Raw genomic sequence first — 15,894 nt, 5'->3', positions numbered from 1 at the left:
CTTGATTAAAAACCAATGTTAAGACCCGCAGTAAACGTCCGCGCCTGACCGATTGAGTTCTTCTCCACACCGGGCGTCGTATTCGAATTTCCGTTCACGGATGATTCCGGATCCGTTCCTTTGTACTTCGTCCACAAAAACCCGTTGGAAACCTGTGCATAAATACGAACCGAAGCAATGCCTGATTTACCGAAAAGATTCGATGGCAATCGATAACCCAGTGACGCGTTCTGTAACCTCAGAAAGTCAGCTTTTTCAGCATTTGTTGAAACCGGGAAAGAAGAACCACTTGACAGCTGGTCATTGTAAACCAGTCGCGGAATATCGGTCACGTCGCCCGGTTTTTGCCAGCGGTTGAGAATTTCCGTCGAGTTGTTATATGCACGTTGGTCAAGCAAGGTCGCGCGGGTTCCGTTCATAACCAGGTTCCCTCCTGAATAAGTCAGGTTGATGCCCAGGTCAAAATTCCTGTATTTGAAATTATTGACCAGACCGCCATACCATTTCGGCAACGCATTACCGATCAGGTAGTAATCCGCACCGGTTATCGCATTTGCCTTACTTCCATCAAGATAGGTCCACGGACTTTCGCCTGCCGCAGCAACCTGGCTGTACTGAACCTTTTTTCCTTCTCCGTTGATAAAAATACGGCGACCGTTTTCAGGGTTAACCCCGGCGGTTTTTGCTCCATAGAGACTTCCAACCGAATGCCCCACCCGCGTAATATTTGTCGTTTCGTAAGAAACGTGGGTTGTGCCCACGATATCGGTATTTCCATCGGCCAGCGCCGTTACTTTGTTATTCAGATTGGTATAATTCAGCGAAGCATTCCATGAAAAATCGCCTTTACGAATCAGGTTCGCATTGATACCAATTTCTATTCCGCGGTTGTACATTGAACCGACGTTTCCAAGAATCGAATTGTTCGGAATACCTTTTGAAACGGCCTGTGGCGCACTCAGGATCAATCCGTTGACATCATTATTAAAATAAGTCAATTCTACCTGAAAACGATCATTGAAGAATCCAAGATCCGCACCAATATTGGTTTGCTCACTGGTTTCCCAACCCAGGTTTTGATTGCCAGCCTGTGAAATTGCCGACGTCGGTACATTTCCGTAAAGAGATCCGCTGTATAATTCAAGGGAGCTAAACGCGTTGCTTAAATTACCATTACCAACACGTCCCCAGCTTGCCCGAAGCTTGATGTTGTTAAGAATCGAGGCCGCCGCGGAGTTCTTGTAAAATTCTTCCTCTGATAAAGCCCAACCTGCCGACACACCACCAAAATTCCCGTATTTCTTATCCGTTCCCAAAGCCGAGTTTCCGTCTCTGCGGAAATTAAGTGTCAGGAAATATTTCTTGCTTAAATCGTACGTAATCCTTGAAAAGAATGACAGATAGGCCCGCTCGCTCAACTCGTTGTCAGAAGCGGTGATAGAACCCCAGTTTCCCTGATAATTTTTGTAAAACGGATCAGCCGCCTGCGTTCTTGTAGCCCCCCATGAGGAGTTATTGAATTTTTGAACATCGTATCCGGCAAGTACCGAAACAGCGTGTTTGCCTCCGAAAGTCTGGTTAAAGGTAAGTGTGTTGGTCCAGTTCCAGCTGTCGCGTACTGCCGAAACATTACTCGCCGAGCCTTTGCTGGAATAACCATTCCCCTGCACCGGGCTGTCGAAACTCACGTTATCCGTACGAAGGCGGTCTATGGAATAGGACGTATTAAAATCCAGATTTTTCAAAAGATTCACCGTAGCCCCGAAACTCCCGATGACACGGTCATTTTCAGAAGTATACCGGTTAAGTTCAAGCAAAGCAACCGGGTTACCAAAATTGCTCACGACCTGATTATTTCCCATGCCGATGGTGTTCGGACTGGCTGTGCTGATGTTGTAACTGCCGTCCGGATTAAAAGCCGGCACGTTTGGTGGAAGCGATATCGCAAGCCTGGCAGCTCCTACCAGAAAGAAATTGGAGTTTGGCAGCGAACCTGCATAAGGCGAAAGATTGAAACTGGTATTGTATGAAACACTACCTTTCAGTTTCAGCCAGCTGTTGATCGTCTGGTCAATGTTGAAACGGACCGCCTTTCTTTTAAACTCGTTTTCTTCCAAAAAACCCTTCTGTTTGGTGTAATTGGCAGAAAAATAATATTTCGTCGTTTCTGTCCCACCGGACACGCTCACATTATGATTTTGCGAAGTTCCTTTGCGGTAGATATAGTCATACCAGCGGGTGTCGATCGGAGAACCATCCGGATTCTTATTTTCAAAAAACAAAGCTGACGCTACTTTGTCATTATTTGCGTTTCCGCCTAATACCTTTGCATTCAGAACCGCTTCATTTTTTATTGCAATGTACTGTTCCGCATTCAGCAGATCCGGTAACCGGACAACCTCAGAGACACCAGCCCAGGTTTCATAATTAATACGCGGCTTGCCTGTTTTCCCTCTTTTTGTCGTGATCAGCAAAACGCCGGCTGCGGCCCGGGAACCATAAATGGAAGTGGAAGCTGCATCTTTTAAAACGTCAATAGACTCAATATCTGCCGGGTTTATATCACCCAGAGGGTTATTCGGAACCGCCGTGCTGGACGAGACGTTTCCGGTATTGATCGGAATTCCATCCACAACCACAAGCGGGTAAGAACTTAGCGATATGGAGTTTACACCCCGGATCCTGATCACAGGAGGATTATTCAAAACCCCGTTTGGCTGAGCGATGCTGACACCCGCTGCCCGGCCTGCCAGTGCCTGGTCGAAACTCTGAACAGGTTGTTCTTTAATTGCCTCTCCTGCAATACGTACGGCAGAACCGGTGAACTCCGCTTTGGACTGTGTACCGTACCCAACGACCATCACTTCGCTAAGTTGGCGGGTATCGGTAACCAGACCGAGGTTAAAAACAGACTGGTTTTTTACAGGCTGTTCTACCGGACTGTAACCAATAAACGAAAACACGAGTATGGCATTCTCGTTTACCGACAGGCTGAACTTACCATCCTTATCCGTAATCGTTCCGTTGGAAGTACCTTTTTCCAAAATTGAAACACCGGGTAATAAGTCTCCCGAGTCCCTGTCTTTCAGCGTTCCGGTTACGATTTTATCGGCGAAAATGGCCGCCGAATTATTGTAGGGGTTGTGACGGAGTGCGGAGTACTTTTGCTCAGCCAACACCGGGTTTGCCATTAGCAGTGCGGCCAATGGAATAATGGTCCGGGCACGTTTCCGGATAAGCGAGCGATGAAAAAAGGTAATGTATTTTTGTTCCATGCTGAATGGGGTTAATAATGAATGACCTGGAAATTGGTTGCGGTTTGGGCATAGAAAGACACAACGCGACACATGCCGCTGGCGCCTATACGCACGGAAATAATAAGCCTGCTTACCCCAAACCTTACAAATGCCGGGTGAACAGTTTTTCAAAAAATCGAACGGGATGTCCTAACAATAAATCCGTACCTGATCAGATACGGCACGGACAATGGGGAGTCGGGAAAATAATTTTCACCTTTTTTGCAGGCGATTCGAACATGGTGAGTACAGATCTTGCTTTCATAGTTGATATGATTTAAACAAATTTGACTCCTTACCAATAGGTGGTTTATAAGTAAAGATTATTAGTATACTTAATTGATAGACAAAATAAATTAAATAATTTTATTAAAGCAAACTTTATTGTAGTTAATTAATACGGCTTCAAGAAATTATTTAATACACTACTCTATATCAACAGATTGCAATCCTGTAAGAAAATAGAAGATATGATTAATATGATATATTCTTGTGATTTACTTTTCCGGCTAACTGGTTCATTTTTCTGACGATCCTCAGTTTCATGCCCGCCAGCTCCGACTGAACCTCCGTACACTGGCCACGTTCGTAGGCATAAATACTCTGTTTGCCATTCGGTAAACTGATACCATAACGATTCTCATCAAGCTTTTTTACGCTGCACATCTGACCGTACCTTTCCGAATAAACTGCACTTACATTGGCCGGCTCTTCGTAATATAGATTGGTGATGGTGTGATTGATGGCCTGGTTCAGATCCTTTGGTTTTTCCTTGTCCGCCGTTTTTCCCGAAAAATCAATGCGATACGACTGCGGTTTTTTGTTTGAAGTGAAAGTCCGCTCCCGCTGCTTACCATTCACATAATGCTCGGTAAGTGAGGTTTTTAAAAAGCCGTCGGCAAAATCGTTCTCGCTGAAAAAACTACCCGAGTAAAACGGGATGCTGAACTGTGCCTCAATACGTCGTTTAACGGTTTTCGCACCCGCATCAAAAAGGATAACTTTAACGGAACCCACCACGCGCCCGGCTACGGTCACATCGTACATGACAGTCTGTGAATATGCACGAAAGGACAAAATAATCCCGGCAAGAATGAGCATCAGTCTTGGATTTTTCATCGGTAGTCTGGTTAATGGTGGGCTTCGAATTTATTCCGACAATTCGCTTCTTGAATCTTTTGACTTGAATAACGGGTAGCCAAGTTGTACGTACCAGGGCTCCTCGTGGTAGTCTTCCAGACCAATATGCTCAGAAAACTCCCGGGTGATTTTGGCTGTCCCGAAAATCATGTCCCAGATAAAAAACATGTTGCCATAGTTTCCATTGATGACGCCAATCCCGTCTGCATCGGTGGCGGCATGGTGTGCATGGTGTGTCGCAGGGGTAGAAATGGTACGCTCAACGACCCACATCACCGGGTGCAGCCACTTAATGGCGTATAACGGCTTGTCCCAGCGAACGCTTGAATGCGCAGAAATCCCGATCAACGCTTTGAAAAAATATCCGATCAGAAACGCCTGACCAAAACCCAGAAACACAAGAACCGTTGACACTATACGCGAAGGAAAAAGCAGCAGATAAATCCATGAATTGCGGCCGGTTAGAAAAACGCTCATCTCAGGCGCCGTGTGATGTACCCGGTGCGCTTTCCAAAGCCAGGTGTAAGTGTGCGCTGCCCTGTGCCACCAGTATTGTGTAAAATCTTCCAGCAGGCAGGTAATAATGACGCCCAGCCAAAGTGGGACATTTGAAAAATAGTCAAAATAACCGGCGAAGAAATAATTTAATACATAGGATGTTAGCAGGAAACTAATCGGCCTGGTGATGGTACTGGACAAGAACAGACCGGCAAAGTTGATGTACCACTCGTTTTTGGACCACTTTTCGCTTTTGTACAATCCTGTAAAAAACTCGGCAATACTGATGACGGCAAAAAGCGTCAGAATTTCATAATAAATGAGGCTGTCGGTGAATTGCATGATGGTATAGTTTTGAATTGGAAATATCGTTTCGACAAGTGTATACCTCTCCCCGATCCGGAAGAAATCCGGTGATTAGAAAACGGGCTTTGAAAAACCTGACCCGGCTTTAATTCACGGTTTGGATATATGGGAAATGGAAAGGCGCTGTTTGCAGAAAAACAGAATCAACAGCAACAACAAAATTGCTGAAAGAAGAAAGATGGTAAACCTTTGCTATGCCGGCGATATGCCCCAGGAAGTAAATTAATCGCATTCATAATGATGATTTCAGGATTAATATTTAGCTTCGGGTGGTTCGAAAACTAATAAGTCTACTTAATTGATAGACAAAGTAAGTTTATTAATTTTAATAATGCAAATTTTTATTCAATTTTATAAATACTTCTACAAAAGAATAAGTGCCTGCTCAATAAACGATGTCTGCTGCATGCTCACAATACGTCCAGACGGTATTCTCATTTTTGGGAAAGTCATATTTCCGGCCGATTTTTTCCGGCTTGCCATTGTTAAAATATTTCCCGCTTACGCCCTTGACGTCGTTGGATGACGCCAGATAAATAATGGTTTCAGCACCCTCAGCAGCTGTTTTTGAGAAAGGAATACTCAACTTTCCTATCCATTTGATCAGACCGGTAAGCCCGCTCCCACCCAGAAAATTAGAAGCTACAAGACCCGGATGCAGGGTATTGACCGTTATGTTTTCAAAACCTCCCTTTTCCAGCTTTCGCGACAGTTTCTGAGAAACCAGGATCAGATAGAGTTTGGCATCACCATAAGCCTTTGCAACGGAATAGCGGTTTTGGTTTTCAATATCCGTAAAATCGGGCTTGGCCAGTTGCTTATGCGCGACGGACGACACGTTGATAATCCTGCCATCGCTGCTTTTTTTGAGTTTATCCAATAATAAGCCTGTTAACAAAAAAGGCGCCAGCAGATTTAGCGCGATTGTTTTCTCGTGTCCTTCACTCGTCGTTTCACGTTGAAGCCCCATGAGTCCACCGGCGTTGTTGATCAGCACATCCAGTTGTGCATAGCGTTCATTAATTAACGCTGCTACTTTTCTCACTTCTGATAACAAAAACAGATCTGCCACAATGGAATCGACAAAAAGATTGCGGGTCGCATCAATGATCTCTTGCTTCAGGGATTCTGTTTTCGCCTGGTCCCGGCCGTGAACAATCACATGGGCACCCTGCCTCGCCAGCGCAAAAGCGGCTTCCCTGCCTATGCCGGAAGTCGCACCGGTTATCAAAATAACCCGGCGTTCATTTTTAATGTTTGTCATTTGTTTTAAATAGATGGGTTTTTAAACTCCGCCTGACTATTCTTAAATCTTATGGCCACTGGGTCGTAAGATTTAAAATTACTTCGGCACGAATACTGAAAGACAAAAGTAAAATAAATAATCTATTAACTCAATAGACTAAACAAATAAAACATATTTCCTTTTACCTCACTCGTCGTAAAAATTTAAAATTTCTTCAAAATCGTACCGCTTCTTTGCCTCACCATGAATCAAATGAAGATATAATGAAAAGTTTATTTTTGTTGGCCCTGATCCTTTTGTGTTCCTTTCAGAGTACCGCACAGTCCGTTAAAGTTACTTTATCAGGAACCGTTACGGATCTCAGGGAAAACAAGCCGCTGCCGTTTGTGAACATTGCTTTGAAAAGACAGGCCGACAGTTCCTTTATCTCCGGAACCATCACCAGCAATAAGGGACTTTTCAGTCTTACCGATATCAAAACCGGACATTATGTTGTAGAAATTTCTTATCTCGGCTATCAAACTTCAACGCATCCTGTTCTGGTCGGTTCGCTGAGTTCCTTTTTAGATTTGGGTGTGTTTCGCTTGCTGGAAAATCCCAGGCAGCTTAATGAAGTAACCATCACGGGATCCGGTGGTGAGGGGCCGGACGGGCGTATGGATAAAAAGACTTTCTCGGTAACCGATAACATCAGTCAAAGCGGCGGATCCCTATTGCAGGTGATGAAAAACCTGCCGGGTGTTACGACTGATCAGGATGGTAAGGTCTCAATCCGGGGCAATGACCGCGTGGTGATCCTTGTCGATGGCAAACAAACCGCTCTGACGGGATTTGGAAACCAGACCAGCCTTGACAACATCCCAGCTTCGGCGATTGAAAAGATCGAGGTGATCAATAATCCGTCCGCCAAATATGACGCAAACGGGAATGCGGGGATAATCAATATCATTTACAAAAAGAATAAACAGGAAGGTTTTAATGGGAAAATCGGGTTATCAACCGGACTCGGTGCACTTTGGATAAAAAAGGAAAACCTGCCTGATATTCGTCCGCAGTACCGACGGACATTTAAACTCAACCCGTCAGTCGCGCTGAATTACCGGAAAAATAAGGTCAACATCTACTTCCAGGGAGACTATCTGCACACACCTACCCTCAACAAAAACGAGTTCGTTGATCGTTCTTATGACAACGGCGAAGTGGTCCGTCAGCAAACAAAAAGAAACCGAAATACCAATATCGTTACGGCTAAAACCGGTATTGATTATAACCTGGATGCCAGTAACACATTTTCGCTCTCTGCCCTTTTCAGCAGCGAAAAAATCATAGATCGTGGAGACGAACCTTTTTTCAACGCCGACCTGTCAGAGAGAAAACGCCTGTGGCAATTTTTGGAAGATGAGCTCAAAACCACAGTGACGGCCACGTCAACCTTTCAACACAAGTTTTTACAACCGGGGCATTTGTTGAATGTTGGTTTAAATTACACCTTTCACAGAGAAGATGAAAAGTATTTTTTCACCAATATCCTGCCGGCATTTACCGGAAAAGACGCGTTTAAACTGCTTTCAGATGAAAATGTTGCTGACCTGACCGTCGACTACATCAAGCCATTGAAATACGGCCATTTGGAAGCAGGCGTTAAAGTGCGGAAACGTTACATTCCGACCAACATGCAGTTTTTCCCTGGACTTAATTCTCCGATCGACAGTGCTGCGGGCGGCTGGGCCAATTACAACGAAACCATTCCCGCTTTGTACAGTAACTATGTTTTCGAGAATCGGCTTTTGGAAGTAGAAGCCGGCATTCGCGTTGAGTATGTCGACCTCCGTTACAGTGTCAATCCAAATCACCCGACCTATAAAAGTTCCGGTTATCATTACACACAGCCTTTCCCAAATATCCGGTTGACGTATAAAATTGATGACAAAAACAGGATTTCCTTATTCTACAACCGGCGCGTCGACAGGCCCAATGAAGTGGATATCCGCATTTTCCCAAAATATGACGATGCCGAGATTATCAAAATAGGAAACCCTGCTCTACGCCCGCAGTTCACCAACGTGCTGGAAGTGGGTTACAAAACAAACTGGTCGGCGGGCTACCTCTACACTGCACTTTTCCATCGAATGACCGACGGTACCATCGTACGCATCGGCAGTACAGTTCCCGGCAGTACGATCATTTATAACATATTCCAAAACGCAGGCAGAAGTAACAATTCAGGAGCTGAGGTGATCTGGCAGCAACAATTTGCTCCCTGGCTTACGATGAATACCAGTATGACGATTTACAGGAATATAATCAACAAATTTTCAGTCGAAAATAAATATCCGGTCACAAGCTCCTATACCAGTGTAAAGCAAAAACTCACCTCGGGTAACGCAAAAATGAATGCCATGCTGAAACTGGCGAAGGGACTGGAAGCACAACTATCAATGGTGTATCTGGCACCGGATATTATACCACAGGGCAAAACGGGATCAAGATTTTCAGTCGATGCGGGTATCAAAAAGCAGGTAAAAAATGGTGATTACTTCCTAAATGCCACCGATCTTTTTAATACGATGGTAATCAAAAAAACGGTCGATGGAAGCGGGTTTCGTTACGCAAGCTCCGACTATTACGAAACGCAGATCATCCGGGTTGGCTACAATTACAAATTCTAGTTTGACAAACCCGGCGCCAGCCTTAATACTTACGGATCGTGTACAACATGCTCCGCTCGCTGTGCGCCTGTTTTTCTACAAAACCGTTGCGGATTAACCAATTGAGAATGCCATACACAGCCGGAAAACTTACTTTGTTTCCGCCAGAACGGACACACGACCAAACTTCATCGGCGGTCACGGCGCAATCCAGCTCTTCCAGTGTCCGGGCCACCAGCAATCTCTTTTGATAGGATATGATCCCGGCTGACTTACAATGTATCTTTATCTTCTCAGAAATCAACATGATTCCAACACGCGTTAAAACAACTACCGGATCACATTTACAAACAATCATTATCATTCAGCAACGGAGCTGTCCTGAATGATAATGATTATCGGGTGGAATTGGATATTACTTTTGGGAAAATCAACTAGATTTTCACCTGTAAGGTCAGATAGTAACCACGCCCGTCCGAAGGTAAAATACCAGGTCCGGGATAACCGGTGGCTCTTCTGGTGTAATACATGGTATTGGCCAGATTATTGCAGCTTCCCTCGACCCTGAATTTTTTAAATTCATAAGACAAACTGACATCCATGATCGTGTAGGCCGGAATCAAACCTACGACCGAAGAAATACCTCCCTCCCGTGCATTGGTGGCGTCAGAAAACTGATCAGTCAAATGCGTGAACTGGAAAGATCCCTTTATCTTTTTATAACCGATCCTCACGCCGGTTTTGACATTAACCTTAGGCACAAATTCCACCTGATTGCCCTGTACACCGGGCATGATACTCTTTTTATATTCGGATTTGATAAAGGCAAAATTACCAAACAAAACCGTGCTAAAATCCTTACTTTCAGGAACGAGCATTTTGTGAAAATCAGCCTCGGCATAGGATTCAATTCCCATGATCACCGCCTGCCCCACATTGCTGCGCAGGCGTAGTATCCGGTTGCTTTCGTCGTAAAACTGAATCTCGCCGATCCGGTTGTTGTAATTAAGATAGAACAAACTCACATCATAATTAAAAAACGAAGTCTGCTGGCTTCTCACACCCAGATCAATCGAATAACCCTTTTCATCTTTCATATCGGGATCAATAACGGACGAAGGGTTGGAAATACGCATGTCGCTAAACGTGATCGAGCGATAATTTTGCGATACATTCGCATATATTTCCGATTTGGTAAAGGGTTTATAACTTACCCCGATACCCGCCAGGATAAACTGACGATTGTTTTTCCGGAACTCATCGGTACGGGTAATGTTGATGACGTTACCAGCCAGGTCGCGCTGAACATTGCCATAAAAACCGTCGGCTTTGGTGCTGATAAATTCGTACCGCAGGCCCGGCGTTACGGAAAGTTTCTCATTCAGATAGAAAATATTTTCTGCGAAAAGCGAAACGTTACGGTTTGGAAAACGATAGTCATAGGTGATAAAACGTTCGGGTTCTACAAAAGTAAAATCCGCATCTTTACCAGTGCTGCCCTGCCCCTGCAAACTATGGTTAAAACCGTGATAATATCTACCGCCCACCAAAAGAACAGACGATTTTTGCGCAATATTATATCTTTTCAGATACCGGGCTTCCGCACCCCAGTTGGTAAATTCACCTTTGATCAGGTCACGGGCGCTGTTGTCATCAATCGTCGCCACACGGTTGGGACGGAACCCGACAGAATACCGATGCGCACTTAACCCGAACAGACGAACGTTCAGGTCTGAACTTGGATTGAATTTGTGATCAAAATGCACCGCGAGCATATTCCAGCCGACATCAAACCAGTTCCGCTCCCGGTTAGTCTGCTTCGGATTGTTCGCAAACATCGCATCAGAAAGTCCACCGGGCTGTTTGGCCAGATAGTTCATATGCGTCACATCAATACCAATAGACGTTTTTTCGGTAAGACGATAATCCACATCCGCATAAAACGTGTAGTTGTTGAAATGCGAATTATCCCGCCAGCCGTCTGCTTTTTTGTACTGAAAAAAAGTATAATAACTTAGTTTTCCCACGGTGCCACTGGCACTTGTAAAAGCGTTATAAAAACCGAAAGAACCAACACTTTGCCTGGCTACGAGTTCAAGCTTGCGGTCCTGAACCGGTTTCCGCATGACGAAATTGATCAGTCCTCCAAACTGCGTTCCGTATTGCAGCGAAGCGGCACCTCTCACGATTTGAATTTTGCCAACCGCCTCCACGGGAGGCGTGTAATAACTTTCCGGATATCCCAGCGCATCGGCACTGATATCATGACCGTTTTGTCTGACATTGAAATTTGACGTCCGGTTGGGGTCGAGTCCGCGGCCTCCGATGCTGAGCTGCAAACCTCCACCGTCATTTTCCCAGATATTCAGACCTGCCACCCGAGAGTAGATCTGCCGGGCATTATTAGTAGATAAGTTCGCTACGAGCTGATCCGGCGTGATCACTTCGGACTTTTTACCTTCATAAATACCCATATTTTCAACCCCGCGCATTCTGGAAAAACCGAAATCCGTCTTCTTTTCCGACACAGTAACCTCGTCCAGATCCTGTTCCGTGGGTTGCAAAAATATCGTCAGCGATAACTCCCTACCCTTTACCACGATATTCTGCTTTACAGGCTTAAAATTATTCGCAGATATCCTCAGAACATGATTTCCTTTGGATACGGCGGAAAAAGAAAATACCCCATCCTGATTCGTTATCACAGCATGATGATCATCCAGAACAACCTGGCAATATTGAAGGGGAATACTGTCCGACTGAGACCGGACTATACCGCTGACCCGGTGCTGCCCGAAAACACAGGCCATCGAAAAACAAAACAAAATCGTACTAAAAACCTTTAATTTCATCATTTAGGGGGATAATCCAGGACTTGTTTTGGAATGAATCAACTTCCCTGGCCAAATCCGTTTTTGGGTTAATCAGTGGTTTTCCCAGTCTGCCGTTCAGTGTCACGTATGAATCTACGTAGACCTGCGGAGACTGAAAACCGTGTCTGGAATAATAATCTTTCAAAATGTGTGCATACTGTACTATAAAATCCGGCTGCGTAGCCATCATTTTCTCCTGAAGTGTCGTCAGAAACTCAGTGTTACTGACCACCTCCTGCTTTCCATTTTTATCCACCACAGTAAACTGCGCATAACCTGCCTTTTCCATCAGCATTACCCGCCACGAAAACCGGTAACCCTGTTCCGTCCAGAAAAGCTCGCCCGGATACAACAGATAACGGAAAGGGAACAGTAGCTGAAAACCAAAAAACAACGTAAAGGCCCCGATCAGTAATTTCCCCTTTGTCTTTGAAAACGTATAAGTATTCTGAGCATCCGGAAAAGCTGCCGGGAGCTTCAAAAGAAAAGCAACCTTTTCGATAATTCTCCTGTGAAAATCTGCCGAGAAAAAGATCAGCCCCGTCCCGATCATGACGTAAGGAAACATGCCAATTGGGAATAATATCGCTGTCATCAAATGGAATGCAACGACGGTCAAATAAGCCAATAACCTGGTTTTTCGGTTTAACAATAAAAACACGATAAACAAATCATACAGACAGCCGAACCAGCTGAACACAAAAGGTACCCACCCGTAATTAAACAAAAAACCGATCACCGGCATATCGTTTCGGGCGGGAAGCCAAATTTTTAGCGGAAGCGCGGCAATAAGCCAGTCGCTGTTCAGCTTGGCAAGACCCGCATAGAAATACAAAATGAATACCAGAAGCTTAATCGAATCGATACACCAGCGAGGAATAAAACCTGACAACAGTGTTTTATCGCGGTAAGCATCTACTGAAAAATAGCCATGAGCCGGTAGAAATATCATCATCAGGCAAAGCAGGCTGATAAAATAATAATGATTCAGATAGGTGCTTTTGTCCATAAGTTCTATGTAAGTAAAACTTAGAAACAAGGTGATCATGGCGGGTCTGTAATAATAGCCCACCATGACAAAAAGCGCCGACAGCATACAAATCGCAAAGAGCAGATACGTATACTGTCCGAGAGGCTTCACAAATTCAAATCCGAAAAAAGAAAAAAAGTAACGTGGTTTGATGTAAAGATCATAAATCCACCCTTTGCACCAAAAACGCGCCAGACTGATGAACAGCATCAAGCCGAGCATCATCCTGAACACAGCCAGTGGGGCAGCAGAAGACTTTTTCTCTAAATATGCAATCATTATAACGAGTGTATCCGGTCGGGTGTACGTTTTTCAATGTGACTGAGATCAATCAATCTCCGTCATTATCGGTATAGGTAATGGTAATACTCATCGCCGATGTCATGTCTACTTTTAACATTCGCACCGCTTTTTGGAGCTCGGTATATGTATCCTTCACAGCCTGATTGTTGGTTAGTACTTCCTGATACAGGTTAGGTTTCAAGCCATCAATTTTGCTTTTGCCGGCTGTAAACTCAGCATTAATGGTCTCACTAAGCGTTTTGCCAGTTGCAATATCCTTAGCACCCAGGGCATCCAGATAAGATTTGAAAGACGGTCCCTCTGCGCCGGTTTTAACATTTTTACCGTTAAAGAAATCCGACGATGCCTGATGTGCCGCCAGCGCCAATGTTTTGGATAAGTCTTTCTTGTAAAATGCTTCCACTTTATCCGCTGCTACAACGCCGTTCAACATTGCTCCCGAAGGAATTCCGAATTTCCCGGAACGTATGTAACGCTCATAATTAAGGATATACCCGTTAACAAGTTCTCCCATCGGCGATCCGATATCCGTACCCGTTTTCGTGATAAAATCTTCGTGATACGTTCCATTCCAATCCGCGATTACGCCCGTGAGCAGCGCGTCCATATGGTCTGTGATCCGTTTGATGTAGGCCAATTTTTTGGCGCCATCCGTAGCCGACGCATAATAATTTACGATTTCAGCGTCGTTGCTACCAACTCCATTCAGAAGATAATCCAATGCAGGAAATCCCTGTCTGTCAAAAGATACCGTCGTTTCCAGGCTGGCTGTCGGGTTCTCAATGTTGGCTTCGATCCCTTTCACATTGGTTGGATAGATGTTAACATAACTTCTGATGGCACGTTTTGCCCCTGGCCCTACGTCAAAAAGTTCAACTTTCTGCCATTCCACATAAGCATCAGCCCAGGCCTGACGAAACGCAGTCAGCGAAGCTGCATCCGGTTTGGCAGCAAATGCAGTACCCTTGGCGATCATGGCGTCCTGTTTTACCTTGTAGTTTGCGTACGAAGGAACAATGATGTTATCTGCCCAGTGGGTTAAAATTGCCTTACGATTTTTACTCTGATCAACAGGCTCGGTACCTTTGTCGTCGGTGCTGTCAGAGCAGGCATAAATAAGAATGGCTACCAGCAATACTAATCCGGCCTGTGTCCATTTAAACTTTTTCATATCAATAATAAATAGGGAAAGGATTGCCGGCAAAATGCCGGCAATCCTTTTATGTAAAAGGTATTATTCTTCTATTTTACAACTTAAATTTCGCTTTGATTGCGTCCGATGCAGCTGCAATTTTCGCAGGCGTTAAATCCCACACTCCGTTTGTTGAACCCACTAATGCCGTTAGAATATCGTCCGAGAATTTTGCAGTTCCGCCATTAACCGTTGCAAAACGCAGCGAGTAGATAAATCCAAGTCCTTCGCCCATCGCATGAACACGTGCCGCATCCGTTGTAGCTGTATTGTATTTTCCCAGATAACCCACGGCTGCCGCAGCGATTGCTTTTTCAAACTCTGCTTTGATAAAATCAGCCTGAGCTTTCAACTCCGTTTTGTCGTTATTGGCAATTGCCGCACGGCCCTTCAAAAATGCAGGGTAGATTTTTGCATAAGCACCTTTGTTATATTCCCAAACATAAGAACCCAACGCGAATTCCGTAGTACCTCTTTTGTCGTCCGTAGAACCTGCAAGGTAAATTGGGCTCAAAGTCAACAATCCGTAAGCCTCATCCCAATTCTGTTCAAGCTGCGTATAAGTTTTACCGGTTACTACGGTTTTGTTATCGGCATCCAAACCTTTGGTTAAAAGAACATTAGCAATATAGTCATACTGCAAAGCACCGATCAACGATTTCTGAATGATCTGGATTGGCTCAATGCCTTGTTTGTTAACAAGGTACGTACCAACTTTTCCGGCCTTACCTAGTTCTCCCGTTTCAGTGACAGACTTGCTGACTTCTGCAACCTCTGTGAAAAGAGCTTCAAATCTCACCCGCACTGCTTCTGCATCGGCAGTTGGCCATGATGAAGCCACAACGTTACGAAGCTGAACACCTGAGGTATTCAATTTTGTCGAATCCGCGAAGGCGTTTCCAGTGTTGCCAAACATGTTTTTCAGCACAGCGGCGTCAACGGTTTTGTTGCCCGAAATCGCCGAACTGATGTTTACATTAAGCGCCTGAAACATTTTATAACGGTTATTTCCGTTCGACAGATCTACTGTTGATTTGTTACTTTTATCAACAAAAAATGTTGCATAAGAAGTTGTTGGCGTCAAGGTTGCGTATTCGATTTTTGTACGTAATGGCGTTTCCACAACCGGAGGGACTACAACTGGCGGTGTCACATCGTCATCATCACTGCATGACGACATACCTGCCACAGCAAGGGCGATAAAAGCGTAACGTAATTTGTTGGAAATTTTAAGCATCTTTGCTAGGGTTGATTTGATTAAATTGTGTTATTACTGCGTTTCAAATTCATCATTAATTGGAC

11 protein-coding genes are annotated in these 15,894 nt (G+C 44.6%); 2 read left to right on the top strand and 9 right to left on the bottom strand.

Annotation, left to right across the window (positions count from 1 at the left end; genetic code table 11):
* Window positions 1-5: 5 nt before the first annotated feature.
* Window positions 6-3,275: a SusC/RagA family TonB-linked outer membrane protein gene (locus M1L62_RS13730; protein ID WP_254560158.1), complete on the bottom strand. Its 3,270-nt coding sequence runs from the start codon at window positions 3,273-3,275 to the stop codon at window positions 6-8.
* A gap of 17 nt (window positions 3,276-3,292) precedes the next feature.
* Between M1L62_RS13730 and M1L62_RS13725 the strand changes: the two genes are divergently transcribed.
* A complete protein-coding gene (locus M1L62_RS13725) occupies window positions 3,293-3,577 on the top strand; it encodes a hypothetical protein (protein WP_254560157.1) in 285 nt (94 codons plus the stop codon).
* 193 nt (window positions 3,578-3,770) lie between these two features.
* On the opposite strand, the gene M1L62_RS13720 is transcribed toward M1L62_RS13725, so the two are convergent.
* The 3 genes from M1L62_RS13720 to M1L62_RS13710 form a co-directional block, all read right to left on the bottom strand.
* Entirely contained in the window at window positions 3,771-4,415 is a 645-nt protein-coding gene (locus M1L62_RS13720) for a DUF6134 family protein (protein ID WP_254560156.1), read from the bottom strand.
* 30 nt (window positions 4,416-4,445) lie between these two features.
* Window positions 4,446-5,276, bottom strand: a complete 831-nt coding sequence (locus M1L62_RS13715) for a sterol desaturase family protein (RefSeq protein ID WP_254560155.1) — start codon at window positions 5,274-5,276, stop codon at window positions 4,446-4,448.
* A gap of 409 nt (window positions 5,277-5,685) precedes the next feature.
* A complete protein-coding gene (locus M1L62_RS13710) occupies window positions 5,686-6,564 on the bottom strand; it encodes an SDR family NAD(P)-dependent oxidoreductase (protein ID WP_254560154.1) in 879 nt (292 codons plus the stop codon).
* A gap of 245 nt (window positions 6,565-6,809) precedes the next feature.
* Between M1L62_RS13710 and M1L62_RS13705 the strand changes: the two genes are divergently transcribed.
* Window positions 6,810-9,215, top strand: a complete 2,406-nt coding sequence (locus M1L62_RS13705) for a TonB-dependent receptor (protein WP_254560153.1) — start codon at window positions 6,810-6,812, stop codon at window positions 9,213-9,215.
* 22 nt (window positions 9,216-9,237) lie between these two features.
* On the opposite strand, the gene M1L62_RS13700 is transcribed toward M1L62_RS13705, so the two are convergent.
* From M1L62_RS13700 to M1L62_RS13680, 5 genes are all read right to left on the bottom strand, one after another.
* The gene (locus tag M1L62_RS13700; protein WP_254560152.1) at window positions 9,238-9,501 is read right to left on the bottom strand and encodes a transcriptional repressor; all 264 of its coding nucleotides are present in this window, start codon (window positions 9,499-9,501) and stop codon (window positions 9,238-9,240) included.
* A 127-nt stretch (window positions 9,502-9,628) separates the two neighbouring features.
* The gene (locus tag M1L62_RS13695) at window positions 9,629-12,049 is read right to left on the bottom strand and encodes a TonB-dependent receptor domain-containing protein (protein WP_254560151.1); all 2,421 of its coding nucleotides are present in this window, start codon (window positions 12,047-12,049) and stop codon (window positions 9,629-9,631) included.
* Window positions 12,027-13,376 carry an HTTM domain-containing protein gene (locus M1L62_RS13690; protein ID WP_254560150.1) on the bottom strand — a complete coding sequence of 450 codons (1,350 nt, stop codon included), beginning with the start codon at window positions 13,374-13,376 and terminating at the stop codon, window positions 12,027-12,029. The genes M1L62_RS13695 and M1L62_RS13690 overlap by 23 nt, the downstream gene beginning before the upstream one ends.
* A gap of 52 nt (window positions 13,377-13,428) precedes the next feature.
* Window positions 13,429-14,571 carry an imelysin family protein gene (locus M1L62_RS13685; protein ID WP_254560149.1) on the bottom strand — a complete coding sequence of 381 codons (1,143 nt, stop codon included), beginning with the start codon at window positions 14,569-14,571 and terminating at the stop codon, window positions 13,429-13,431.
* Between the two features lie 76 nt (window positions 14,572-14,647).
* A complete protein-coding gene (locus M1L62_RS13680) occupies window positions 14,648-15,829 on the bottom strand; it encodes a DUF4856 domain-containing protein (RefSeq protein ID WP_254560148.1) in 1,182 nt (393 codons plus the stop codon).
* Window positions 15,830-15,894: the final 65 nt, after the last annotated feature.

This window comes from Dyadobacter diqingensis, assembly GCF_024220585.1.
GTDB classification, from domain to species: domain Bacteria; phylum Bacteroidota; class Bacteroidia; order Cytophagales; family Spirosomataceae; genus Dyadobacter; species Dyadobacter diqingensis.
The sequence above is the reverse complement of the archived record's forward strand: the minus strand, read 5'-3'. Positions and strand labels throughout refer to the sequence as shown.

Coding starts and splice junctions, on each gene's coding strand:
- M1L62_RS13730 (WP_254560158.1), bottom strand. CDS start 3,275: ATGGAACAAAAATACATTACCTTTTTTCATCGCTCGCTTATCCGGAAA.
- M1L62_RS13725 (WP_254560157.1), top strand. CDS start 3,293: ATGAATGACCTGGAAATTGGTTGCGGTTTGGGCATAGAAAGACACAAC.
- M1L62_RS13720 (WP_254560156.1), bottom strand. CDS start 4,415: ATGAAAAATCCAAGACTGATGCTCATTCTTGCCGGGATTATTTTGTCC.
- M1L62_RS13715 (WP_254560155.1), bottom strand. CDS start 5,276: ATGCAATTCACCGACAGCCTCATTTATTATGAAATTCTGACGCTTTTT.
- M1L62_RS13710 (WP_254560154.1), bottom strand. CDS start 6,564: ATGACAAACATTAAAAATGAACGCCGGGTTATTTTGATAACCGGTGCG.
- M1L62_RS13705 (WP_254560153.1), top strand. CDS start 6,810: ATGAAAAGTTTATTTTTGTTGGCCCTGATCCTTTTGTGTTCCTTTCAG.
- M1L62_RS13700 (WP_254560152.1), bottom strand. CDS start 9,501: ATGTTGATTTCTGAGAAGATAAAGATACATTGTAAGTCAGCCGGGATC.
- M1L62_RS13695 (WP_254560151.1), bottom strand. CDS start 12,049: ATGATGAAATTAAAGGTTTTTAGTACGATTTTGTTTTGTTTTTCGATG.
- M1L62_RS13690 (WP_254560150.1), bottom strand. CDS start 13,376: ATGATTGCATATTTAGAGAAAAAGTCTTCTGCTGCCCCACTGGCTGTG.
- M1L62_RS13685 (WP_254560149.1), bottom strand. CDS start 14,571: ATGAAAAAGTTTAAATGGACACAGGCCGGATTAGTATTGCTGGTAGCC.
- M1L62_RS13680 (WP_254560148.1), bottom strand. CDS start 15,829: ATGCTTAAAATTTCCAACAAATTACGTTACGCTTTTATCGCCCTTGCT.